Origin of the sequence: Actinokineospora enzanensis DSM 44649 (assembly GCF_000374445.1) — a bacterium.
In the GTDB taxonomy this organism is placed as follows: Bacteria; Actinomycetota; Actinomycetes; order Mycobacteriales; family Pseudonocardiaceae; genus Actinokineospora; species Actinokineospora enzanensis.
On record NZ_KB894413.1, the window covers coordinates 64,820 to 86,703 of the forward strand.

21 protein-coding genes and 1 pseudogene are annotated in these 21,884 nt (G+C 71.2%); 11 read left to right on the plus strand and 11 right to left on the minus strand.

Translation table 11 applies throughout. The features are described from left to right. Nucleotides 1–44: 44 nt before the first annotated feature. The 3 genes from C503_RS0115140 to C503_RS0115150 are packed head-to-tail and all read right to left on the minus strand — an operon-like array spanning nt 45 to nt 2,824. Complete coding sequence (locus C503_RS0115140; RefSeq protein ID WP_018683062.1) at nt 45–1,433, minus strand: NAD(P)(+) transhydrogenase (Re/Si-specific) subunit beta; 1,389 nt, start codon at nt 1,431–1,433, stop codon at nt 45–47. After that, a complete protein-coding gene (locus C503_RS0115145) occupies nt 1,430–1,735 on the minus strand; it encodes an NAD(P) transhydrogenase subunit alpha part 2 (protein WP_018683063.1) in 306 nt (101 codons plus the stop codon). Before C503_RS0115145 ends, C503_RS0115140 begins: the two co-directional genes overlap by 4 nt. Continuing rightward, entirely contained in the window at nt 1,736–2,824 is a 1,089-nt protein-coding gene (locus C503_RS0115150; RefSeq protein ID WP_018683064.1) for a Re/Si-specific NAD(P)(+) transhydrogenase subunit alpha, read from the minus strand. 160 nt (nt 2,825–2,984) lie between these two features. Between C503_RS0115150 and C503_RS0115155 the strand changes: the two genes are divergently transcribed. The 3 genes from C503_RS0115155 (at nt 2,985) to C503_RS0115165 (ending at nt 4,579) form a co-directional block, all read left to right on the plus strand. Then, entirely contained in the window at nt 2,985–3,200 is a 216-nt protein-coding gene (locus C503_RS0115155) for a hypothetical protein (RefSeq protein ID WP_018683065.1), read from the plus strand. A gap of 108 nt (nt 3,201–3,308) precedes the next feature. After that, nucleotides 3,309–3,500, plus strand: a complete 192-nt coding sequence (locus tag C503_RS0115160) for a hypothetical protein (protein ID WP_018683066.1) — start codon at nt 3,309–3,311, stop codon at nt 3,498–3,500. A gap of 281 nt (nt 3,501–3,781) precedes the next feature. After that, nucleotides 3,782–4,579 carry a hypothetical protein gene (locus C503_RS0115165; protein ID WP_033400640.1) on the plus strand — a complete coding sequence of 266 codons (798 nt, stop codon included), beginning with the start codon at nt 3,782–3,784 and terminating at the stop codon, nt 4,577–4,579. A 364-nt stretch (nt 4,580–4,943) separates the two neighbouring features. Here the strand turns inward: C503_RS0115165 and C503_RS0115170 are convergent, their stop codons facing one another. The 3 genes from C503_RS0115170 to C503_RS0115180 are packed head-to-tail and all read right to left on the minus strand — an operon-like array spanning nt 4,944 to nt 8,952. Further along, the gene (locus tag C503_RS0115170; protein ID WP_018683067.1) at nt 4,944–6,491 is read right to left on the minus strand and encodes an acetolactate synthase large subunit; all 1,548 of its coding nucleotides are present in this window, start codon (nt 6,489–6,491) and stop codon (nt 4,944–4,946) included. Then, on the minus strand, nt 6,488–7,870 hold the full coding sequence (locus C503_RS0115175; protein ID WP_018683068.1) for an FAD-binding oxidoreductase: 1,383 nt from the start codon (nt 7,868–7,870) through the stop codon (nt 6,488–6,490). Before C503_RS0115175 ends, C503_RS0115170 begins: the two co-directional genes overlap by 4 nt. A gap of 41 nt (nt 7,871–7,911) precedes the next feature. Beyond that, entirely contained in the window at nt 7,912–8,952 is a 1,041-nt protein-coding gene (locus tag C503_RS0115180) for an NAD(P)/FAD-dependent oxidoreductase (RefSeq protein ID WP_026316331.1), read from the minus strand. Here C503_RS0115180 and C503_RS47295 point away from each other — a divergent pair. After that, nucleotides 8,951–9,510, plus strand: a pseudogene (locus tag C503_RS47295) (transposase). The gene C503_RS0115180 and the pseudogene C503_RS47295 sit on opposite strands and share 2 nt — an antisense overlap. 52 nt (nt 9,511–9,562) lie before the next feature. Here the strand turns inward: C503_RS47295 and C503_RS43315 are convergent. From C503_RS43315 to C503_RS39460, 3 genes are all read right to left on the minus strand, one after another. Further along, nucleotides 9,563–11,302 carry an RCC1 domain-containing protein gene (locus tag C503_RS43315; protein ID WP_018683071.1) on the minus strand — a complete coding sequence of 580 codons (1,740 nt, stop codon included), beginning with the start codon at nt 11,300–11,302 and terminating at the stop codon, nt 9,563–9,565. Nucleotides 11,303–11,356: 54 nt separating this feature from the next. Further along, a complete protein-coding gene (locus C503_RS0115195; RefSeq protein ID WP_018683072.1) occupies nt 11,357–11,896 on the minus strand; it encodes a hypothetical protein in 540 nt (179 codons plus the stop codon). A 550-nt stretch (nt 11,897–12,446) separates the two neighbouring features. Then, nucleotides 12,447–13,022, minus strand: a complete 576-nt coding sequence (locus tag C503_RS39460; RefSeq protein WP_018683074.1) for a TIGR03086 family metal-binding protein — start codon at nt 13,020–13,022, stop codon at nt 12,447–12,449. Between the two features lie 79 nt (nt 13,023–13,101). Between C503_RS39460 and C503_RS39465 the strand changes: the two genes are divergently transcribed. Genes C503_RS39465 through C503_RS0115220 form a run of 3 tightly spaced genes read left to right on the plus strand, consistent with a single transcriptional unit; the run spans nt 13,102 to nt 15,415 of the window. Further along, entirely contained in the window at nt 13,102–13,902 is an 801-nt protein-coding gene (locus C503_RS39465) for a helix-turn-helix domain-containing protein (protein WP_018683075.1), read from the plus strand. Nucleotides 13,903–13,911: 9 nt separating this feature from the next. Then, complete coding sequence (locus tag C503_RS0115215; RefSeq protein ID WP_018683076.1) at nt 13,912–14,325, plus strand: GNAT family N-acetyltransferase; 414 nt, start codon at nt 13,912–13,914, stop codon at nt 14,323–14,325. A gap of 46 nt (nt 14,326–14,371) precedes the next feature. Beyond that, a complete protein-coding gene (locus tag C503_RS0115220) occupies nt 14,372–15,415 on the plus strand; it encodes an FAD-dependent oxidoreductase (protein WP_018683077.1) in 1,044 nt (347 codons plus the stop codon). 203 nt (nt 15,416–15,618) lie between these two features. Here the strand turns inward: C503_RS0115220 and C503_RS0115225 are convergent, their stop codons facing one another. Beyond that, nucleotides 15,619–16,389 (minus strand): SGNH/GDSL hydrolase family protein, encoded by a 771-nt coding sequence (locus C503_RS0115225; RefSeq protein ID WP_018683078.1) that lies wholly within the window; start codon nt 16,387–16,389, stop codon nt 15,619–15,621. Between the two features lie 93 nt (nt 16,390–16,482). Beyond that, nucleotides 16,483–16,869, minus strand: coding sequence for a hypothetical protein (locus C503_RS0115230; protein WP_156893236.1), 387 nt, complete (start codon nt 16,867–16,869; stop codon nt 16,483–16,485). Between the two features lie 763 nt (nt 16,870–17,632). Between C503_RS0115230 and C503_RS0115235 the strand changes: the two genes are divergently transcribed. The 4 genes from C503_RS0115235 (at nt 17,633) to C503_RS46795 (ending at nt 21,551) form a co-directional block, all read left to right on the plus strand. Further along, the gene (locus C503_RS0115235) at nt 17,633–18,835 is read left to right on the plus strand and encodes a sensor histidine kinase (RefSeq protein WP_026316332.1); all 1,203 of its coding nucleotides are present in this window, start codon (nt 17,633–17,635) and stop codon (nt 18,833–18,835) included. A 6-nt stretch (nt 18,836–18,841) separates the two neighbouring features. Further along, nucleotides 18,842–19,492 carry a response regulator gene (locus C503_RS0115240; protein ID WP_026316333.1) on the plus strand — a complete coding sequence of 217 codons (651 nt, stop codon included), beginning with the start codon at nt 18,842–18,844 and terminating at the stop codon, nt 19,490–19,492. A gap of 606 nt (nt 19,493–20,098) precedes the next feature. Further along, nucleotides 20,099–21,166 (plus strand): WD40/YVTN/BNR-like repeat-containing protein, encoded by a 1,068-nt coding sequence (locus C503_RS0115245; protein WP_051114832.1) that lies wholly within the window; start codon nt 20,099–20,101, stop codon nt 21,164–21,166. A gap of 4 nt (nt 21,167–21,170) precedes the next feature. Then, the gene (locus tag C503_RS46795; protein ID WP_018683083.1) at nt 21,171–21,551 is read left to right on the plus strand and encodes a VOC family protein; all 381 of its coding nucleotides are present in this window, start codon (nt 21,171–21,173) and stop codon (nt 21,549–21,551) included. Nucleotides 21,552–21,884 lie beyond the last annotated feature (333 nt).

Genomic DNA, 21,884 nt, shown 5'->3' on the forward strand with positions numbered 1-21,884 from the left:
GGTGACGCCGGTACGGCGCGGGACCGGTGCGCCGGATGGCACCGCTACAGCGCCTTCAGCTCCTCGGTCACCTCGGACACCGAGGCCTTGGCGTCGCCGAAGAGCATGCTGGTCTTGGGGTCGAAGTAGAGGGCGTTGTCCACGCCCGCGAAGCCCGGCGCCATGCCGCGCTTGAGCACGATCACCGAGCGGCTCTCGTCCACGTTGAGGATCGGCATGCCGTAGATGGGCGAGGCGGGGTCGGTGCGCGCGGCCGGGTTGGTGACGTCGTTGGCGCCGATGACCATGGCCACGTCGGTGCGGCCGAACTCGCGGTTGATGTCCTCCATCTCCTTCAGCCGCTCGTAGGGCACGTCGGCCTCGGCCAGCAGCACGTTCATGTGGCCGGGCATGCGGCCCGCGACCGGGTGGATGGCGTAGTAGACCGCGACGCCGCGCGACTCCAGCAGGTCGGCCAGCTCGCGCACGGCGTGCTGGGCCTGGGCGACGGCCATGCCGTAGCCGGGCACGATGATCACCTGGTTGGCGTAGGCCATCTGCACGGCCGCGTCCGCCGCGCTGGTCCGCCGCACCGACCGGTCGCCCGCGTCGACCGCCGTGCTGCCGCCGCCACCGCCGAACCCGCCCGCGACGATGGCCGGGATGGACCGGTTCATCGCCTTGGCCATCAGGTTGGTGAGGATCGAGCCGGACGCGCCGACGATCATGCCCGCGACGATCAGCGCGGTGTTGTCCAAGGCCAGGCCCATGGCCGCCGCGCTGAGCCCGGTCAACGCGTTGAGCAGCGAGATGACCACCGGCATGTCCGCGCCGCCGATGGGCAGCACGACCAGCACGCCGAGCGCGGCCGCGGCCAACAGCAGACCGATGATCAGCAGCTCGGACCCGTTGCCGGTGAGCACGGCGGCCGCGCAGGCCAGGGCGATCAGCAGGATCAGCAGGTTGAGCGGCTGCTGGAGCCTGCCGACGCCGACCGGGCGGCCGGTGATGAGCTCCTGCAGCTTGCCGTAGGCGACCAGCGAGCCCCAGAACGACACCGAGCCGACGATCGCGGAGAACAGGCTGGCGACCGCCACGTGCGCGGGCTCGCCTGCGAACCCGGCGCTCTCCCGGAACTCCACCCAGGCGATCAGCGCGACCGCGCCGCCGCCGACACCGTTGAACAGCGCCACCATCTGCGGCATCGCGGTCATCTTGACCTGCTTGGCGGACGGCACGCCCACCGCGGTGCCGATCCCGACGCCGAGCAGGATCAGCCACCAGTTGCCCAGGCCCGGGGTCAGCAGGGTCGCGACCACGGCGACGCCCATGCCCGCGGCGGCGATCCAGTTGCCGCGCACCGCGGTGCGCGGGCCGGTGAGGCCCATCAGGCCGTAGATGAACAGCGCGAACGCGATGATGTAGAGCAGCTGGATGAGGACCTCGCGGCTCATCGGCCGCCCCCGTCCCGCTCGCCCTTGGCCGTCTTGTTCTTGAACATGCCCAGCATGCGGTCGGTGACCAGGAACCCGCCGACGACGTTGATCGTGCCGAACGCGATCGCGATCACCAGCAGGACCTTGTCCAGCACGGTCTCGGCGCCCAGGCCCGCCACCACCAGGCCGCCGAGCAGCACGATGCCGTGGATGGCGTTGGTGCCCGACATCAGCGGGGTGTGCAGGGTGTTGGGCACCTTGGAGATCACCGCGAAGCCCACGAAACCGGCGAGCACGAGCACGGCCAGGTTCTGCACCATCTAGTCCTCCTCCCGGGTCACGCAGGTGCCCGCGACGACCTCGTCGGCGAAGTCCACGGCGAGCGCGCCGTCGGTGTCCACGATCAGCTCCAGCAGCGCCTGCACGTTGCGCGCGTACAGCTCGCTGGCGTGCTCGGGCATGGTGGCGGGCAGGTTCACCGGGGCGACCAGGGTGACCTGGCGCTCGACCACGACCGCCCCGGCCTTCGACAGCTCGCAGTTGCCGCCGGACTCGCCCGCGAGGTCGACCACGACGCTGCCCGCGCGCATGCCCTCGACCGCGTCGGCGGTGACCAGGGTGGGCGCGCGCCTGCCGGGCACCTGCGCGGTGGTGATCACCGCGTCGAACCCGGTGATCGCCTTGCCCAGCTGCCGCTGCTGCTCCTCGCGTTCGGCGTCGGTGAGCACGCGGGCGTAGCCGCCCCTGCCCGCCGCCTCGATGCCCAGGTCCAGCCACTGCGCGCCGACCGAGCGCACCTGGTCGGCCACCTCCGGCCGCACGTCGTAGCCGGTGGTGTGCGCGCCGAGCCTGCGCGCGGTCGCCAGCGCCTGCAGCCCGGCCACGCCGACGCCGAGCACCAGCACCTTCGCGGGTGGGACGGTGCCCGCCGCGGTGGTGAGCATCGGGAAGAACCGGGTGAGATGCTCGGCGGCGAGCATGGCGGCCCGATAGCCCGCGACGGTCGCCTGTGAGGACAGCGCGTCCATGGACTGGGCGCGGGAGATCCGCGGCACGGACTCCATCGCGAAACCGGTGACCCGGCGGGCTTTCAGCGCCACCACCCGACCGGGGTCGGCGAGCGGGGACAGGAAGCCGATGAGCACGGCGCCGGGTCTGAGCCTGCCCACCTCGTCGTCGGTCGGCGGGGCGACCTTGACCAGGACGTCGGCGGCCCACGGGTCGCCCAGCGTCGCTCCGGAATGGACATACGCGTCGTCGGGGATGAGCGCGGCCGCGCCCGCACCGGGCTCGACCACGACGGACAGGTTCCGGGCGCGCAGCCGCTCGACCACCTTCGGCACGAGCGCGACCCGCCGCTCGCCCGCGGCGGATTCCCTCGGGACGCCCACACTGGTGTTGGCGGTCACAGTACAGTTGTACCATTTACCACCCGTCCACACCCGCGGTCACAGTTGCCAATCTCCGGACGGCCGTCCGGGGCGCCCCTCGTGGGCCGATCGGACGAGCCCGGTCGCGCGGCGGGGCGGTACCGTCGGGTCTCGGGCCGTTCCACCGACGGGGGCAGTCATGGGCAACGACTTCGAGACCGCGCGGGACACCATCACCGAGGCGACCTCGGCGGCGGGTGACCACCTCGGCCGGATCGTGATGATCGTGGCGGGCGCGGTCCGCGACATCGCCACCGAGATCGGCGACTGGGCGGGCGAGGTGGTCGACCTGGCCGACAAGTCCCGGCGCGCGGCGGCCGACCACGAGCCCGCCGCCCCGGACACGGACGCGTAGCCACCCGATCGGGTCGATCATCCACTGTGGACGCGCGGGGCCGGTCGCACGCTGCCAGGCTGCTAGCCGCCTGAAACCCGTCAGGCTGGAACAGAAGCAGGATCTCGCATGCGCAACACGCTCTTCCGGATCGGCGCCGGTCTCGGCCTGATCGCCGCCGCCCTGGGTGTCACCGCCACGTCCGCGGCCGCCGAGAGCACGGACAGCATCGTGCCCGACCTGACCATCAACGTGATCAACGCCGACTCGGTGAACGTGGCCAGCCCGCTGCTCGACCTGGTGGGCGACAGCCCGCAGTGACCGACCGGGAAACGCCGGGCCGATTCTCGGCCCGGCGTTTTTCGTGATCACCGCGGGCACGATGGAGGGTCCTCCGTTCGTGGGCATGGCGAGGCGCCGTTTCCCCGCACAGCAGCCGTTTTTCCTCCCCCGATCGGGTTGGACCCGCAGCGCAAGGTCCGAATGAGGGAAAGTTCCCGCCCCGGACGAGGACCACCCCAATGTGGACTCGCGGGGTGGGTGATCACTCTGGAACGCTCGTCACTGTCCAAAACGGTCAGTCCAACTAGGAGCATCACGTAATGCGCAAAGCCGCTCTCCGTATCGGTTTCCTGGCTACTGCCACCGCGATGGCGCTGGGCTTCTCGGCCCCGTCGGCGTCCGCGGAAACCACGGACCTGCCCACCTCCGTGGTGATCAGCGCCCTGGTCGACGCGGGCGTGGAACCGGGCTCCATCTCCGGCGACCTGCTCGACGACCTGACCGACGGCGACCTCGCCGACCTGCACGCCGCCATCGCGGTCGCGCAGAACCTGGCGGACGACCTGGACATCGACCTGGGCGACGCGCTGAACATCATGGCCGACGACAGCCACGACGGCCTGCTCAACCTGAACATCGACCTCGACGACCTGCTGGACGACCTGGGCATCCACATCGACCTGGGCGGCCACGACGGCCTGCTGAACATCGGCGGCGGCCACGGCCTCCTCGGCCTGGGCGGCGACGGCGGCCTGCTCAACATCGGCGGCGGCCACGGCCTGCTGGGCGACCTGGACATCGACGCCCTGATCGACCTGGACATCCGCAGCCACGACGACACCACCACGACGACCGCGGACGCGGGCGCCAACGCCGCCACCGCGCCTGCCGACACCACCGCCCCGGCGGGCATCACCACCCCGTCCGCGGACGTCACCAGCGACACCAACGCCACGGCCACCGCGCCGTCCGACACCACCACCCCGGACCTCGGCACCGTGACCGACACGGCCACGAACGTCGCGGCCAACGCGGCGGCGGACACCAACGCGGTCGTCGGCGACGTGACCAACGCGGCCGGGATGACCTCGGGCAACACCGAGACCGCGAGCAAGTAAGCCAGACCTCGAAGATGGGCCACCGACTTCCGGTCGGTGGCCCATCTTCTTGTGCGCCAACAGGATCGCGCGGGATGGCCGCGTCTCTCGGCACGGGAGAACAGGTGCGCCAGGACGATGTCCCGGCGGCGACCCGGTTTCCGCTTCGGCGCCTGCCGCCGGGATGAGATGTGGACAACCTGTCCGGGGATCCCCCGAGATTCCACGCTACCGAAGTGCGCCAGGCTGCGGAACCGGCTTGCCCCGGCCGGTGGATGGATCGGGGGCATTGTGGATGACTCGCCGGGGTCCCCCGAGTTCCATTCTACCGGTCGGAGCTGGGAAATCGGGGCGGCGGATCTTGGCTGTGGACAACCCGGGAAGGTCAGATCAACGACGGGACGTGGGCGTCGATCAGGTGCGGGCCGGGCTCGGCGAGAGCGCGGCTGAACTGTTCGGCCAGTTCCTCCGCAGTCCGGGCCCGGGTGGCCGGGACGCCCATGCCCTCGGCGATGGCGGCGAAGTCGAGGTCGGGGTTGGCCAGGTCGAGCAGGGCGCGGGCACGGGGGCCCGCGGACTCGGCGCCGACGCGGGTGAGTTCCATGCGGAGGATGGCGTAGGCGCGGTTGTCGAGGATCACCGTGGTGACGTTCAGGTTCTCCCGGGCCATCGTCCACAGCGCGGAGATCGTGTACATGGCGCTGCCGTCGGACTGCAGGCAGATGACCGGGCGGTCGGGGCAGGCGATGGCGGCGCCGACCGCGACCGGGAGGCCCTGGCCGATGGCGCCGCCGGTGAGGGTGAGGACGTCGTGGCGGGGGGCGCCCGCGGTGGCCGTCGGGATCAGCACGCCGGAGGTGTTGGCCTCGTCGGAGATGATGGCGCCGTCCGGCAGCAGGGCGCCGATGACCTCGGTCCAGTTCTGCGGGGTGAGGTCGCCGCTGGGCAGGGTCGGGCGGGAGGGCTGTTGCAGCACGGGTTCCACGCCGTCGGCGACCAGGTCGGCGAGGCGTTCGAGGGCGTCCACCGCGTCGTCGCCCACCTCCGCCAGGGTGTGTGTGCGGCAGCCCGGGGGGACGAGGTCGCTCGGTTTGCCGGGGTAGGCGAAGAAGGACACCGGGGACTTCGCGCCGACCAGGACGAGGTGGCGGACGTCGGTGAGCTGCCACTGCACCTGTTCGGCCAGGTAGCCCAGCCGGTCGACGGCGGGCAGGCCCGCGCCGCGTTCGATGCGGGCGGGGAAGGTCTCGGCGAACAGGCGGGCGCCGGTGGCCGCGGCGATGCGGCTCGCGGCACGCAGTCCGCGTTCCCGGGTCGTGCCGGAACCCAGCAGCAGCACGGTGGACTCGCCGGAGCGCAGCACGCCCGCGACCGCGGCAGGCACCGAGTCGTCCACTGTGGACTTTGCGGGCGGCGACACCGGGGACGCGGGGACGCCGTCCGGGCCCCAGGAGACGTCCGCGGGCAGGACGAGGTTCGCGATGCCGCCTGCCGTCGCGGCGGCGACCGCGTCGGCCGCGTCGGTGCCGATCCTGGCCGGGTCGACGCAGGTGCGGCGCCAGCCCTCGGTCCAGCCGGTCAGCGCGTCGATATCGGACTCCAGCGGGGCGTCGAACCGCTTGTGCGACAGCGCGTGGTCGCCGATGACGTTGACGACCGGGGTGCGCGCGCGGCGGGCGTTGTGCAGGTTCGCCAAGCCGTTGGCCAGGCCGGGGCCCAGGTGCAGCAGCGTCGCGGCCGGTCGGTCGGTCATCCGCGCGTAGCCGTCGGCGGCGCCGGTGACGACGCCCTCGAACAGCGCCAGCACGCCGCGCATCCCGGGCACGTCGTCGAGTGCGGCGACGAAGTGCATCTCCGAGGTGCCCGGGTTGGCGAAGCAGACGTCCACGCCCGCGTCGACCAGGGTGCGCAGCAGGGCCTGTGCGCCGTTCATTCGCTTCCCTCCGGTTCGGCGTCGAACAGGACGCCGGGGTTGAGCACGCCCGCCGGGTCGAACGCGTGCTTGATCCGGCGCATCAGGGCGATCTTGGCTGGGTCCTCCAGTTCGAGGAAGTACTTCTTCTTCGCGTGCCCGACGCCGTGCTCGCCGGAGATCGCGCCGCCCAGTCGCAGGGCCGCGGCGAACAGCTCGCGCAGCACGGTCGCGCGGCGCTCGGCGTCCTTCTGGAACAGTGCCAGGTGGACGTTGCCGTCGCCCGCGTGGCCGCAGCCGACCAGGAAAGTCTCGTGCGCCTGGGCGATCGCGGTGGCGGCGGCCATGAACTCGGGCAGCGCGGCGCGCGGCAGCACGGTGTCGATCACGTCGTCGGCACCCGCGGCCTTGCCGGTGTTGAAGGCCTGCTCCCGCGCCTGGATCAGCCTGCGCGCGGACCCGCCGGGCAGCACGTAGGCGTCGACGGCGCCGAGCCCGGTCAGCAGCTCGCCCGCGGTCTCGATGTCGGCGGTGAGCCGGTCCTCGTCGCGGTTCTCCAGCATGACCACCAGGTAGGCCTGGGAGCTGTCGCGGACCTCGTCGGGGATGCCCAGCTGCAGGTCGGCGGTGTGCGTGATGGCGGCCATGGTCAGCGCGTCGATGTACTCCAGGATCAGCGGCGCGAGCCCGGAGCCGACGACCGTCGGCACGGCGGCGGCGACCGCGGTGACGTCGCGGAACGGCGCCAGCACGGTGGCGGTGTGCCGGATGCGCGGCTGGAGCTTCAGGGTGGCCTCGGTGACCAGGGCGAGCGTGCCCTCCGAGCCGATGATCAGCTGGGTGAGGTCGTAGCCGGTGCTGGCCTTGACGTACTTGCCGCCGGTGCGCAGCACCTCGCCGGTGGCCAGCACGGCTTCGAGGCCGAGCACGTTATGCCTGGTGACGCCGTGTTTGACCGCGCGCATGCCGCCCGCGTTGGTGGCGACGTTGCCGCCCAGGCTGCCGCTCAGCTCGCCCGGGTAGACGGGATAGACCAGGCCGACCTCGGCGGTGCGCTCGTCGAGCTCGCGCAGGGTGACGCCGGGCTGGACGACGGCCACGTGGTTCTCGGTGTCGATCTCCAGGATGGCGTTCATCCGCTCGAACGACACGACGATCCCGTCCGCGCGCGGCACGGCCGCCCCGGAGATCCCGGTGCCGGACCCGCGCGCGGTGACCGGCACGCCCTCCGCCGCGGCGAGCGTGAGCACCTCCGCGACCTCGGCGCTCGTCCTCGGTCGCACGACGTACGCGGGCCGGGTCAGCAGCCCGCCGATGGACTCGTCGTGCCCGTAGTCGTCGCCGATCTCGTCACCGGTGAGCACGTCGGTGATCCCGGCCAGCCGTCGCCCGAACTCCATGGCACCCCTTTCGCTGCGCCCACGATAGTGCGATTCGCGGATCAGAGCAGGCGTGCCGGGGACAGCTGTTCGCGCGGCACGTCGGTCGGCTCGCCCAGCACGATCCGCGCGGCGGTCTCGGCCAGAGCCGGGGCCATCTGGATGCCGTAGCCGCCCTGGCCCGCGAAGAAGCTGAACCCGGGATGCCCGGGAAGTTCACCCACCACGGGCGACCGGTCGGGGGCGAACGTGCGCAGCCCGGCCCACGCGGTGCGCACGGACCGCAGCCCGAGCGTGGTGGCGGCGTTGACCCGCTCCATCGCCAACGCGACATCGATGTCCTCGGGCTTGACGTCGCGCGGCTCGTCAGGGGTCTCGTCCGCCGGGGAGATCAGCACGCCAGGGCCTTCCGGCCGGAAGTAGAAGGTGTCGGCGACGTCGCCGACCACCGGCCAGTCCGGTTCGACCGGCGCCCCGACGGCGATCGCGATGGTCCGCCGCAGCGGCCGCAAGCCGAGCGTGGGCACACCCGCGAGCGCGGCGACCTTGTCGGTCCACGCCCCTGCGGCGGCGACGATGTGTCCGACACCGACGTCCTCGACACCGAGCGTGACCCGCCAGCCGCCGCCGTCGCGCCGGATCGCGGTGACGGGGGCGCCGACGCGGATCCCGCCCGTGGCGCGGAGGTCGCGGACGTAGCGCTGGTGCAGGCCCATGACGTCGATGTCCATCGTGCCCGTGCCCCGGGCGAGAGCGGGGAAGCGTTCGGGGAGAAGCACCGGACACAGCTCGCGCGCTTCCTGCGCGGTGATCACCTCCGCGGTCCCGGTGGCGACCACACCCGCGATCTCGTCCTCATCGCCGAGCCAGATCATGGACCGCGGCCGCAGCAGGTCACCGAACCGCTCACGACTCGCGATCGTAAGCGCCCGCACGACCGGACCGCCGAAACTGGGCAGATAGATGGCCGCGGACCGGCCCGTGGTGTGCCGGGCCAGCTCCGGCTCGGCCTCGACCAGCAACACGGACCGACGCGGCGCGAGCTCCGCCGCGATCGACACACCGGCGATCCCGCCGCCGACCACCAGCACATCCCAACTCATGACGCCAGCTTGCCACGGCCGCCGATCCCCCGGACCACACGAACTCCGCTCCGCTTGCCGCCGCGACGCAGCCCCCGCCGAGCTGCTGATTGTCGAGCATGGAAGGCGTAGTGCACTTCTCGGGGAGTGCGGTATCACCGACAATAGGTTCCCGCGCAAGCGGCATGTTCGTGGGAGAGACCTCAAGGCGCCTGCCGGGCTGCCCGAGTCCTGGGACGACCGGCAGGCCGCCGACCCCGCCGAGGTGTCCGGGGTGCGGCGTCGGCGGGACCGGTGCGCCATCCCCGACACGGTGCGGCATCGGGAGAAGTGGCGATTGGCGCTGGACATGTTCGACGAACTCGCCGGCTGGGTCTGTCCGCGCGGCCGGTGGTCGCGGACGCCGGCTACGGCGACGCCGCCGGGTTCCGGCAGGGGCTCACCGACCGCGGACTGACCTATGTGTTGGCAGTCAGGCCGACAGCCACCACCCACTCGGCCGCCACGCAACCGGTCGCGGGTGCGGGCGACGCCCCGGCCGAGACGGCGACGTGGGCGGTTCCGGTGCGGTGTGGGTGACCGAGGATTCTCGCGGGCCCGGCACCCTCCGGCTCCGGAGCACGGGTCGTGTTCAGCAAATGATGATGAGGCTGGTGAGGGCGGTGCAGGAGGCGATGCCGGTGTCGTTGGCGGGGTTGGGGTCGGTGGGGGTGCTGGTGGTTCGGATGGCGGTGGCGTCAAGGGCCAGATTGACGGTGAGGGCGCCGAAGGTGGCTCGCAGGGTGTGTGTCGCGGTGGCGCCGTTGGGCAGGGTGGTGACGGGGCAGGTCGCGGTGCGGGTGGTGGGGGTGTAGGTGCAGGTGGTGGAGGTCGCCCCGGTGGCGGCCGTCGGCAGGGTGAGGGTGACCGTGCCCGTCGTGGCGGTGTCCGGGCCGGTGTTGGTGACCGTCAGGGTGTAGTCGATGGCGGTGCTGAGCAGGGGCGCGGTGGCGCGGAGGTCGACGGCGAGGTCGGCGGCGGGTGGTCCCTGGATGGCGGTGCCGGTGGCGTCGCCCGCGTCGATGGCGGTGATGCCGGACAGGGGTGTGGCGCAGGGGGCGGTGCCGCCGGGGGCGCATGCCTGGACCGGCACGGTGCGTTCGGTGGTCGTGCCGTCGCCGAGTTGACCGTGGTTGTTCGCGCCCCAGGCGTGGACGACTCCGCCGATCAGGGCGAGGGAGTGGTCGCCGCGTTCGCCCGCGGCGATGGCGGAGACGCCGGACAGGGGTGAGGCGCACGGCGCGGTGGCGCCCGCGGCGCAGGTGCGTACCGGGGTGTTGCGGTCGGTGGTGGTGCCATCGCCGAGTTGACCGTGGAGGTTGTCGCCCCAGGCGTGCGTGACACCGCCCACGAGGGCTAGTGAGTGGTCCTGTCCCGCGGCGACGGCGGTGGCGCCGGTCAGGAACGAGGTGCAGGGCGCGGTGGTGCCGACGGCGCACACCCGGGTGGGTACGCCGCTGTCGGTGCCGCGGTCGTCGTTGCCGAGTTGGCCGTCGGCGTTGTCGCCCCAGGCGTGCGCGGTGCCGCCCGCGACGGCCAGGACGTGGTCTTCTCCGGCGGCGATGGCGGTGACCCCGGACAGGAACGACGTGCACGGCGCGGTTGTCCCGGCAGCGCAGACCCGGACCGGTGTCGAGCTGTCGGTGGGTGCGTTGCCGTTGCCGAGTTGACTGTCGCTGTTGTCGCCCCAGGCGTGCGCGACGCCGCCACTGATGGCCAGCGAGTCGAAGCCGCCCGCGGCGATGGCGGTGACGCCGGACAGGAACGAGGTGCACGGCGCGGTGGCGCCGGCGGCACAGACCCGCACGGGTACCGCGCTGTCTGTGGGTGCGTCGCCGTTGCCGAGTTGTCCCTGGTTGTTGTTGCCCCAGCTCACCACGGAGCCGTCGGACAGCAGCGCGAGGGAGTGGTCCTCCCCGGCGGCGATGGCGGTGACCCCGGACAGGAACGACGTGCAGGGCGCGGTCGCGCCGATGGCGCAGACCCGGACCGGTATGGCGCTGTCGGTGGTGGTGCCGTTGCCGAGCTGGGCTTGGGAGTTGTACCCCGACGCGACAACGGTGCCGTCGGACAGCAACCACAGGGTGTGCAGGGCACCCGCGGCGACCGCCGTCGCGTTTCCCAGTCCGGGGGAACACGGTGTGGTGGCCCCGGGGGCGCAGACCGGCACCGGGACACTCCTGTCGGTGGTGGTGCCGTCGCCGAGCTGACCGAGGCCGTTGCGGCCCCAGGCCAGCGCGGGCCCGGGCGGCACGGCCTGGGCCGCGGGCGCGACCACAGCGGCGCAGACCAGGCTCACCGCGGCGAGCAGGACCAATCCGCGAGTCTTCACAACCGTGCTACCCCATTCCGGATCGTCATTGATCGGACACCACCCTGATCGGGGTCAGAGGCCGAGGAACTGCCAGGTCGAGGGGCCCTGGAGTCGGGTCAGACCGCCGGGAGCGAAGCAGGCGCCAAGGGTCTCGGCGGTGACGGTCAGCACCTGGGTGACCGTGGCGCCCGCGAGGGTTCCCGAGGTGACCGGGCCGGTGGTGACCACGACCAGGACACCGTCGGTCTGGGTGGGGTGGCTGGTCCACTGCCACTCGCTGGTGGAGGCGTTGTTGTTCCAGTGCAGCGTTTCGCTACCGGTGCCCTCGTCCAACAACGCCAGGCACGACCGTTCGGTGGTGCCTGAGAACGGGGAGGTGAACGAATGCAGGCCCGGGTGGGTAAGGCTGGTGCAGGCTGTCGCTTCCTCCAGCCCGCTGACGGCGACCGACTGGGGAGTGAGCGTCAACCCGGGGGTGAAGTCGACCTCGATCTCGCCGACACAGGTCACCAGCGCGGGGGTGGCCTGCGCGGGGACCGGGACGAGCAGTACCGACAGGCACAGCGCCACCGCGGTCACCGGGATGAGCTTGAGCAGTCGGCGGATCATCATCGTGTCCGCCTCCGCGAAAGGCGCAATATGTCCACTGTGGATTTATCAGTGCGTCGCACGGGTTCTCCCGAGGAGGAGGCGACAGAGGCAAGAGCAGCCTGACCGTCGGTCGGACCCGGTTCAATCACCCATCACGGTGGCAAGCCCACTCATCAAGGTGACCTTGGCCGTCACCGAAAGCCCGCACCCGGCCGCGTGTCCGACACCACGGTCACGCGTCACCGAACCACATCGGCCACAGTGGACACCTGGAGCCTGGTACGCCGAGCGGCCGGAACAACCCGGATGGCGGTGAGTCGACCACTCGACCGGCGGCGTGTCCCAGCGCGGAGAGCCCGTAGCGTCAGGCCACATGATCACCGCGACACCGCGGGCGGCCGATTTCCCTGAAAGGGGTCCACAGTGAGCGGCCTGCACGTGTTCAAGGCGGGCAAGATCGTCTGCACCTGGATCGGCCCCGCCGACGAGAACCGAGTCGTGGCGCTCGTGACGCCCCACCTCTGGTGCCTCGACACCGGGAACAACCCGGGAAGGATGTGGACAACCGCCGTCACGGGCGCCAGGACGGGTCGCGGCCGCTGGTGGCGAGGGCGTGGTCGAGTGGGGAGGCCGGGTCGGGGATGGTGATCTCGGGGCCGAAGTAGCCGTACTCGCGGGCCTGGTCGGCCAGGGCGAGGGTGCCCTGGTGGGCGGTCTCGGCGATGTCGGGGTCGATGTCGAAGGGGTGGCCGGTGGCCTTGGCGAGGTCCCAGCCGTGCAGGACGAGCTCGGCGAGGAGCATGTCGTGCAGGTTCCGGGCGGGGGTGGGGTCGCCCATCATGACCGTGTCGCCGTCGAGGCCGCCGGGGGCGTCCCAGGCCTGGGCGGCGCGGGTGGCGGTGTCGATGAAGCGGGTCGGCCAGTCGGTGGTGTGGTCGTTCGCCTCGTCCTCGGTGCCGTCGTCGGGCGGCGGGGTGCGCGTGGCGGTGCGTTCGGCGACGATTCCGCTCCACAGCGTGAGGTGGTTGGCGAGTTTCTGGACAGTCCACTCGGGACAGGGGGTGGGCAGGTCGAACTGGTCCCTGGTCACGGCGCGGGCGAGCTCGGCCACGCGTTCGGTGGCTCGGGTGATCTGGCTCTTCTCCATGCCCGGCACCGTAGGCGGCGGGCGGGCGCGGGTTCTTGAAGAAACGCGACGCTGTCGGTGGGCGGGGTTACCGTGGGGTGTGGCGACCAGGGGCGTGCTGGACGAGCGGACCGCGCGGACGAAGTTCCGGCTGCGGACGCTGCCGCCCGCGCCCGAGTTGGCGCCGTTCGTGGAGTACCACTGGATCGTGTCCTGGGACCTGGACGAGCCCTACGAGCAGCGGGTCGTGCCGCACCCGAACGTGCACCTGGTGTTCGCGCCCGAGGGAGCGATGGTGCACGGGGTGATGCGCGGGTTGTTCACGCGGCGGCTGGTCGGGCGGGAGCAGGTGCTGGGGGTGCGGTTCCACCCGGGCGGGTTCCGGCCGTGGCTGGGGCGTCGGGTCGCGGACATCACCGATCGGACACTGTCGGTCACGGATCTGTTCGGGGTCGCGGGCACCGAGAAGCCGATCGGGGACGCGCCGGACGACGCGGCGATGGTGGCCGAGGCCGAGGCGGTGCTGCTGCCCAGGCTGCCCGCCGTCGATCCCGTGATCGAGCAGGTGCGCGGGCTGGTCGGGTCGATCGTCGACGACTTGGCGCTGACCCGGGTCGACCAGCTGGCGCGCGCGTCGGGGCTGACCGTGCGTTCGGTGCAGCGGCTGTTCAGCGAGTATGTGGGCGTCGGCCCGAAGTGGGTCATCCGCCGCCACCGGCTGCACGAGGCCGCCCTGCGCGCCGACGAGGGCGGGCCGGTCGACTGGGCGGGTCTGGCCGCCGACCTGGGGTTTGCCGACCAGGCGCACTTCACCCGGGAGTTCACCGCGACCGTGGGCACCTCGCCCGCGCGCTATCTGGCGGGCGGAAACCCGGTGGGGGCCGACGGCGCCGGTCGCTAGGTTGCGGCTATGAGCGAGTACGAACTGGACGACGACCCGGCCCGGATCGACAACGACGTGGTGTGGGAGTTCCTGTCGACCGAGGCCTACTGGGGCAGGCAGCGCACGCGGGCGAACGTGGACGAACAGGTCGCGGCGGCGTGGCGGGTGGTCGGTGCCTACGACCGGGCGACGGGCGCGCAGGTGGGGTTCGCGCGGGCGGTGTCGGACGGGGTGTCGTTCGCGTACCTGGCCGACGTGTTCGTGGTGCGTGCCGCACGCGGGCAGGGGCTGGGCAAGGCGCTGGTGCGGAAGATGGTCGACGACGGGCCGGGCGCCGGGTTCCGGTGGCTGCTCAACACCAAGGACGCGCAGGGGCTGTATCGGTCGTTCGGGTTCACCGAGCCGGCGCAGCCCGCGATGGAGCGCCTGCCGCGAGTGTGACCCAGGCGACGGATGAGGGCGGTGGCCGCCGGGCGTTGACGTGTGTGTGGAGCATGTCGACGCGGTGGTGATCGGGGCCGGGCAGGCAGGACTGTCGGCGGCGTACTTCCTGCGCCGGACCGGCCTGGGGTTCGTGGTGCTCGACGCCAACCCGGGCCCCGGCGGCGCGTGGCGGCACCGCTGGCCGTCGCTGCGGTTGGGGAAGGTGCACGGCATCCACGACCTGCCCGGCATGCACCTGCCGCACGCCGACGCGACCCGGCCCGCGTCGGAGGTGGTGGCGGAGTACTTCGGCGCGTACGAGCACGAGTTCGCGCTGCCGGTGCTGCGGCCGGTGACGGTGCGTGCGGTGCGGGACGCGGGCGGTGAGCTGCTGGTCGAGACCGATCGTGGGGAGTGGACGACGCGGGCGCTGGTGAACGCGACCGGGACGTGGGACAAGCCGTTCCGGCCGCACTACCCGGGTCGGTTCGATGGTCGTCAGCTGCACACGGCCGACTATCGCGGGCCGGAGGAGCTCGCCGGTCTGCGGGTGATCGTGGTGGGCGGGGGAACGTCGGCGGTACAGGCGTTGATGGAGATCGCGGAGGTCGCGACCGCGACGACCTGGGTCACGCGCAGGCCGCCGGAATGGCACGCGGGCCCGTTCACGGCGGAACACGGCCGCGCGGCGGTGGCGAAGGTGGACGAGGCGGTGCGCGCCGGGCGGGTCCCGGCGAGCGTGGTGAGCGTGACCGGGCTCGGGCTGACGCCGGAGGTGCTGGACGCTCGGGCGCGTGGTGTGCTCGACCGCCACGCGATGTTCGAGCGGCTCGTTCCCGAGGGGGCGGTCTGGGCTGATGGTCACGTGGTGGAGGCGGACGTGATCCTGTGGGCGACCGGGTTTCGGCACGCTCTCGATCACCTGGCGCCGCTGCGTCTTCGTGAGCCGGGTGGGGGAATCGTCATGGACGGGACGCGGGTCGTGGCCGATCCGCGCGTTCACCTGGTCGGCTACGGGCCGTCCGCCAGCACTATCGGCGCCAATCGCGCGGGGCGTGCGGCGGCGGTGGCCGTGCGCGACCTGCTGACGGAGTCGATCGTCGCTTAAGGACAGTGGAGTGTGGATCCCCCGAATTCCCAGTCTAGTGGGGAGGGTGCGGGTTCGGGGCGTAGTCGATCTTGTCTGTGGACGACCCGCCGCACGGGGTTGACAACGCGAGCAGGCCGCCGTGTTCTTGATCGGCCGGACTGTCGTTCCCCCATGGGAGAATGCGGATTCGGGGGATCCACGCGCGACAGTCCATAAGGGACTCAACGGTCAGGGGGGTAGGGGTCCAGGTCGGGGCGTTTGGGGGTGCGGTCATCGCCGGAGGAGCGGCCGGTCAGGCGGCGGCCCAGCCAGGGGCCCGCGTGGGTGCGGGCCCAGTGGAGGTCGGCGCGGGCCCGGGTCCGCCAGTCGGCGGAGGTGGCGGGAAGGGATTCGTCCCAGTCGAACTCGGGTGGGTGGCCGAGGGCGCGGAGGGTGGCCTCGGCGACGCGGCGGTGGCCGTCGGCGTTGAGGTGGATGCGGTCGTCGGCCCAGAGGGTGGGCGAGTCGAAGGCGTGGGTGGAGAACAGGTCCACCACGATCGCGTCGTGTTCGGCGGCCAGGTCGTCCACCAGGGCGATCAGCCGGTTGATCCGGGGCAGGATGCGGGAGCTGCCGCGCATGCGCCTGCTCGGGTCGATGGCGCGGAACAACACCACCCGGCCCGCGGCGGCGGACAGGGTGCGCACGGCATAGGTGACGCGGGCCGTGACGGCGGCCATGTCACAGCTGGGACGCATGACGTCGTTCAGGCCGCCCGCGAAGGTGACCAGGTCGGGGCGCATGGACGCGGCCCGGTCCAGTTGCTCGTCCACGATCTGGCGGACCAGTTTGCCGCGCACCGCCAGGTTGGCGTAGCGGAAACCCGGGGTGTCGGCGGCCAGGCGGGCGGCGACGAGGTCCGCCCAGCCGCGGCAGGTGCCGTCGGGGCGGAAGTCGGACATGCCCTCGGTGAAGGAGTCGCCGATCGCGACCATGCTCGTGTACGCGTTCATCTCGCGGCCATGCTAATGCCCTGGCCCGACCACGACGCGCCTGGCCGCGCGGCCGGGACGAACGCGGCCGCGGACCGGACCGGCACCGTCCACTCACTCGACGACGAACTCCTGCTCCCACACCGCCGAGATGCCGACGAACTCCCGGAACCTCAACCGCAGGACGTACCGTCCGGATGGGATGGTCACCGCACCGCAGAGCAATGCGAATATCGGCGTCATCCCACTGATGGAGACTTGATCGAGGTCGGCGAACACCTGTCCGTCGTCGTCGCGCAAGGTCGCGGTGAGCCTGCCCCGGAAATCGTGGGATCTCAGCCATTCGCCATCACGGAGCGTCAGAGCAGGTGCGCGGTCCACCAGTACGGCCAGGGAGAGCAGGCCCGTGGCCTCGGTCAGGCCGCAATTCCAGACCGTGACACCGTCCTCGTCCAGCACCCAACCGGGTACAACCAGCTGTCGCAACGATTTCGACATCATACAGTTGGACTATACATGCCGGACCCCGACCTCACACCGGAACCCTATAAAGTACACCCAACAGCGACGCGAGAACTTTCGCCACTGGCATGCTGCCCTTCAATTTCAGAAAAGTAGAAGATCTCCCAACCGCTGTTCAAGTTGTTTGTACACCTTATCGATACCCCATCAACGTAGGGCTGAGCAGAAACACCGGAGCGGGTTACACTACCTCCCAGCTTGCTCAAAGTCCCAACATAGTCCTCCACGCCAACCTGCAGGTGTAGGAAACCGGCTGTGTACACATCACCTTGACCCCATAATGCACAGCCGTCCCGCCGAGCACGCCCACAATCGACGGCAAGACGAAGTATGCATCACACCGACCCGCAACTCCGTCCCGCTGAAAGTAAATCGAATACAGATATTTTGCCCCATCAGGCGGAGCGGGTGACCGTTCAGCAGGTGCCTGCGACCCGATCACAACAGATGCGAAACATGCCGCCATGGCCACGACACCGAGCCGAATACGCGAATTCAAAGTTCATCCCCCGCCGAGTAAGATTCGAGACCCCACAGTGAATAGTCCCCGATGTCGACCATGAAAAGAAGTGAGCACGCAGACCAATCTCATGGTCCGGCCGCACCCGTACTTTCGCACGGGGCCGATCCGGCCGGTGTCAGCAGCGAGGGGACAACTTTCGTTGTGGACGTGAGCATCCGAAAGATGCCGATACCCGGGCGGGCGTCCTGGATCCGGGCGCGCGGTGGGTACCGTGCGTACGTGCGGGAGCCACTGTGGCGGACCTGGCGACAGGCCGTCTTCTACCTGTTGCCGGTCGGGCTCGTGGTCACGGTGTGCGTGCTGACCATGTACCAGGACACGATCCCGCGCGGCCCGTTGCAGTGGGTCGACATGGTGCTGCAGGTCTCGTTGGTCGCGGGTCTGGTGGTGCGCAAGTGGTTCCCGGTCCGGCTGATGCTGGCCACCATCGGCCTGAGCGTGCTCTACCTGGCGCTGATGCTCGTCGCGCACGGCGTGTGGAACCCGGGGTTCGCGCCGAACGACCCGTGGATGACGATCGCCACCCCGATCTACGCCTACAGCACGGTGCTCTACGCCGGGCCGCTCATCGGGCCCGTGCTGGTCGCGGTGCAGGCCCTGCTCGTGGTTCGGCCGTGGGACAGCTCGGCCGAGCTGGTGCTGGGCACCGTGCTGCTGGTGGTGCTGCCCGCGCTGATCGGCCTCTACATCCGCACGCACCGGGGACTGGTGCAGGCGCTGACGGATCGCGCGGAGCGGGCCGAGCGGGAGCAGCACCTGCTGGCCGAGCAGGCGCGCGCCGACGAGCGGGTGCGGCTGGCCGAGGAGATGCACGACGTGGTCACCCACCGGGTCAGCCTGATGGTGCTGCACGCCGGGGCGCTGGCCGTGACCGGGCCCGACGACCACACCCGCACCGCCGCCGAGGGGCTGCGGGCGGCGGGCTGCGAGGCGCTCAACGAGCTGCGCGAGCTGGTGGGCGTGCTGCGCAACGACACCACCGACCGGCAGCCGCAGGAGACCGCCGACGAGCCCGCCGCGGTGCCCGACCTGACCACGCTGGTGGCCGAGTCGGAGTCGGTGGGGGTGCCGGTGGACCTGGTGCTGGAGGGCAACCCGGCGCTCACCTCGGCGGCGGTCGGGCGCACCGCGTACCGGGTGGTGCAGGAGTCGCTGACCAACATCCGCAAGCACGCGCCGGGCGCGCCGACCCGGGTGCACGTGCGCTACGGCGGCGACCGGGTACGGATCACCGTGCGCAACGCCGCGGCCACCCGGACCGTCGACAGTGGACTGTCCCGGACCGGGTCCGGGGTCGGGCTGGTCGGGCTGCGGCAGCGGGTGGAGCTGGTCGGCGGCACGCTCACGTCCGGTCCGCGCGCGGGGGGCGGCTTCGAGGTGGACGCCGTGCTGCCCGCCTACGTCCCGGTGGAGAGTTCCTAGATGCGGGTGATCCGAGTCGTCGTGGTCGACGACGAGCCGATGGTCTGCGCGCACCTGCGGACCATCCTGGGCTCGGCGCCGGACCTGGACGTGGTCGACACCGCCCAGGACGGGGCGGCCGCGGTGGAGGCCGTCGTGCGGCACCGGCCGCACGTGGTGCTGATGGACCTGCGGATGCCCGGGGTCGACGGGCTCACCGCGATCGAGCGGATCTCCCGGCTGCCCGAGCCGCCCGCGGTCGTCGCGCTGACCACCTTCGACGCCGACCAGTACGTGCTGCGGGCGCTGCGCGCGGGCGCGGCCGGGTTCCTGGTGAAGACGACCCCGCCGGAGGACCTGATCGGGCTGGTGCGGGTCGCCGCCGACGGGCACACCGTGCTCTCCCCCGCCGCGACCCGCAGGCTGGTGGCCGCGCAGGCGGGCGAGCAGGCCGCCAGGGAAGGCGCGCTGCGCCGCGTGCGCGAGCTGACCGAGCGCGAGACGGAGGTGCTGGCGGGCGTGGGCGAGGGCCTGTCCAACGCGCAGATCGCCGACCGGCTGGGGTTGAGCGAGGCGACCGTGAAGAGCTATGTGTCGCGGATGCTGTTCAAGCTCGACTGCTCGAACCGGACGCAGGCGGGGCTGCTCGCCTACCACGCTGGTCTCACTACGCGTTGATGTGCTGCTCATCGCCTGCTCCCTCGGGGTGGGGTGACCTTTCGCCATCCAGGTTCCGGGGCGGGTGGGTGTGTGGGGAAGGCGAGTGGCGGCCCTGTGGATGGATCGCGGGGTATGTGGATAACTCGGCGGGTGGGGTGGCGCGGGGGTGTGGCGGGAGTCGTCCACAGGGCGTTGAAGTCGTCCACAGCCGGGGCGGTGTGGCTATCCCTGCGCTGACCTGGGCGGATAGGCTCACGCGCGGGCCAGCCCCGGGTGGGAGGGGCTCTGCCCTCCGGGTGATGATCTTGGTGGATCTTGGCGTGGCAGGGGCAGGGCGCGGGGCGGTGAGGGGGTGTCCACGGGGCGTGGTTGTCGTCCACAGGTGGGCTTCGCGGCTGTTTGGGTTCTGAGCTGGGTGGATAGGTTCGTGTGGGGCCTGCTTGAGGTGGGGAGGGCCGTCGTCGTTTCCTTTGGGGGGTGTGATCTTGGGGGATGGGGCGCGCTGGGTCGGGGGGCTTGGTGCGGTGGCTGTGGCGGGTTCGGTGGGCGAGCACCTGGGAGTGGGGTTGTCAGCGGCTGTTCGGGGCTGGTTCGTGGGGGTGGGGGCGGGCTACGTTCCGGCGCATGAGGCGATCCCTTTTTCGAGTCGTGGCCGCGATCGTGGTCGGTGTGGTGGGGGCGGGTCTGTTTCCGGCGACGGCGGTGGCGCACGGTCCGACACCGGCCTGGCGGCTGGTTCCGACCGGGTCCGATGCACGGTTGCGGGGGCTGTCGGCTGTCAGTCAGCGGGTGGTGTGGGCCAGTGGTAGTGGGGGCACTGTGCTGCGCACGCTCGATGGTGGGCGGTCATGGGAGCGGACTTCCCCACCCGATACCGCGAGTCTGGAGCTGCGGGATATCGAGGCGTTCGACTCGCGGCACGCGGTGGTGATGTCGATCGGGCCCGGTGACCAGTCGCGGTTGTTCCGTACGAGTGATGGTGGGGTGCACTGGGTGGAGACCTACCGCAACAGTGAGCCTGCCGCGTTCTTCGACTGTCTGGCGTTCTTCGACGACCGGCACGGGTTGGTGCTCAGTGACCCCGTCGACGGCAAGTTCCGGGTGTTGTCCACGTCGGACGGTGGCCGGTCCTGGACTGTGCTGCCCGCCGACGGTATGCCTGCCGCGCTCGACGGGGAGTTCGCGTTTGCCGCCAGTGGGCAGTGCATCAGTGTGTCCGGTTCCCGTGACGCGTGGATCGCTACCGGTGGCGGGGCGCGCGCTCGCGTTCTGCACAGCGCAGATCGTGGGCGGACTTGGGCCGTTGCCGACACGGTGTTGGCGAGTAATCCGAGTGCGGGTGTGTTCGCGACCGCGTTCCGTGACTCGCGGCGGGGTATCGCGGTCGGGGGTGACTACGCGGTGCCGGACGGTGCTGTCGACGCGCTCGGTACGACGCGTGACGGTGGGCGTACCTGGCAGAAGCCGACCGACGCGCCGAAGGGCTACCGGTCGGGGGTGAGCTGGTATCCGCTCATCCCCAGCGCCGCGATCGCCGTGGGGCCGACCGGTAGTGACTACACGCTCGACGAGGGTAGGCACTGGCGGGCATTCGACGCGGGCAGCTTCGACACCGTCGACTGTGTGCGGGATGGGTCCTGCTGGGCGGCCGGGGAGCACGGTCGCGTGGCGGCGCTGCGGCTGGGATGGTGACCGGATGGCATCGACGATCGTGAACGTGGCCTTCGACGCGACCGACGGCCACGCCCTGGCGCAGTGGTGGAGCCTGGTCGTGGGCCACCCGGTGGACCCGGAGTGCGCTCCGGGTGACGAGGAGAGCTACATCCCGGTACCAGGCGGGCCGACGATCTTCTTCAACCGTGTTCCCGAGCAAAAGGTGTGTAAAAACCGCCTGCACCTGTGCCTACGGCCGGACATCCCGCGCGACGAGGAGGTGGCCCGGCTGCTGGACCTGGGCGCCGCCTTGGTGGCCGACCGGCGGAACCCGGACGGCACCGGCTGGGCCGTGCTGGCCGATCCGGAGGGCAACGAGTTCTGCGTCCTGCGCAGCGCCGCCGAACGCGCCGCCACGGGCTGAGCCCGCTCCCCCACCTCGGGCCCCGGCCGCCGGTCGGGGCCCGAGTGCTGTCCTGGCCCGGTGGCCGGTCCGGACCAATCCCGGCTCGCCCGCGGGCCGCCCGACCGGGCATTCGACCGGGAAAAGCGACTTCCCGGTGACCGGGCGGTCGCCCGGCGGATAACCCGGGAAAGACCGGACGAACGGTTCACGAACGCTAACGGATATGTGGTCTGGACCACCGTTTCGGGCCATTCGTGGTATGTCCCGATACCTCCCGGATCCCCTGCGGCATAGGGGATAACGCCACGGTATGCCGGGCTGCTATGTGGTCTGGACCACTTTTCCCCGTAG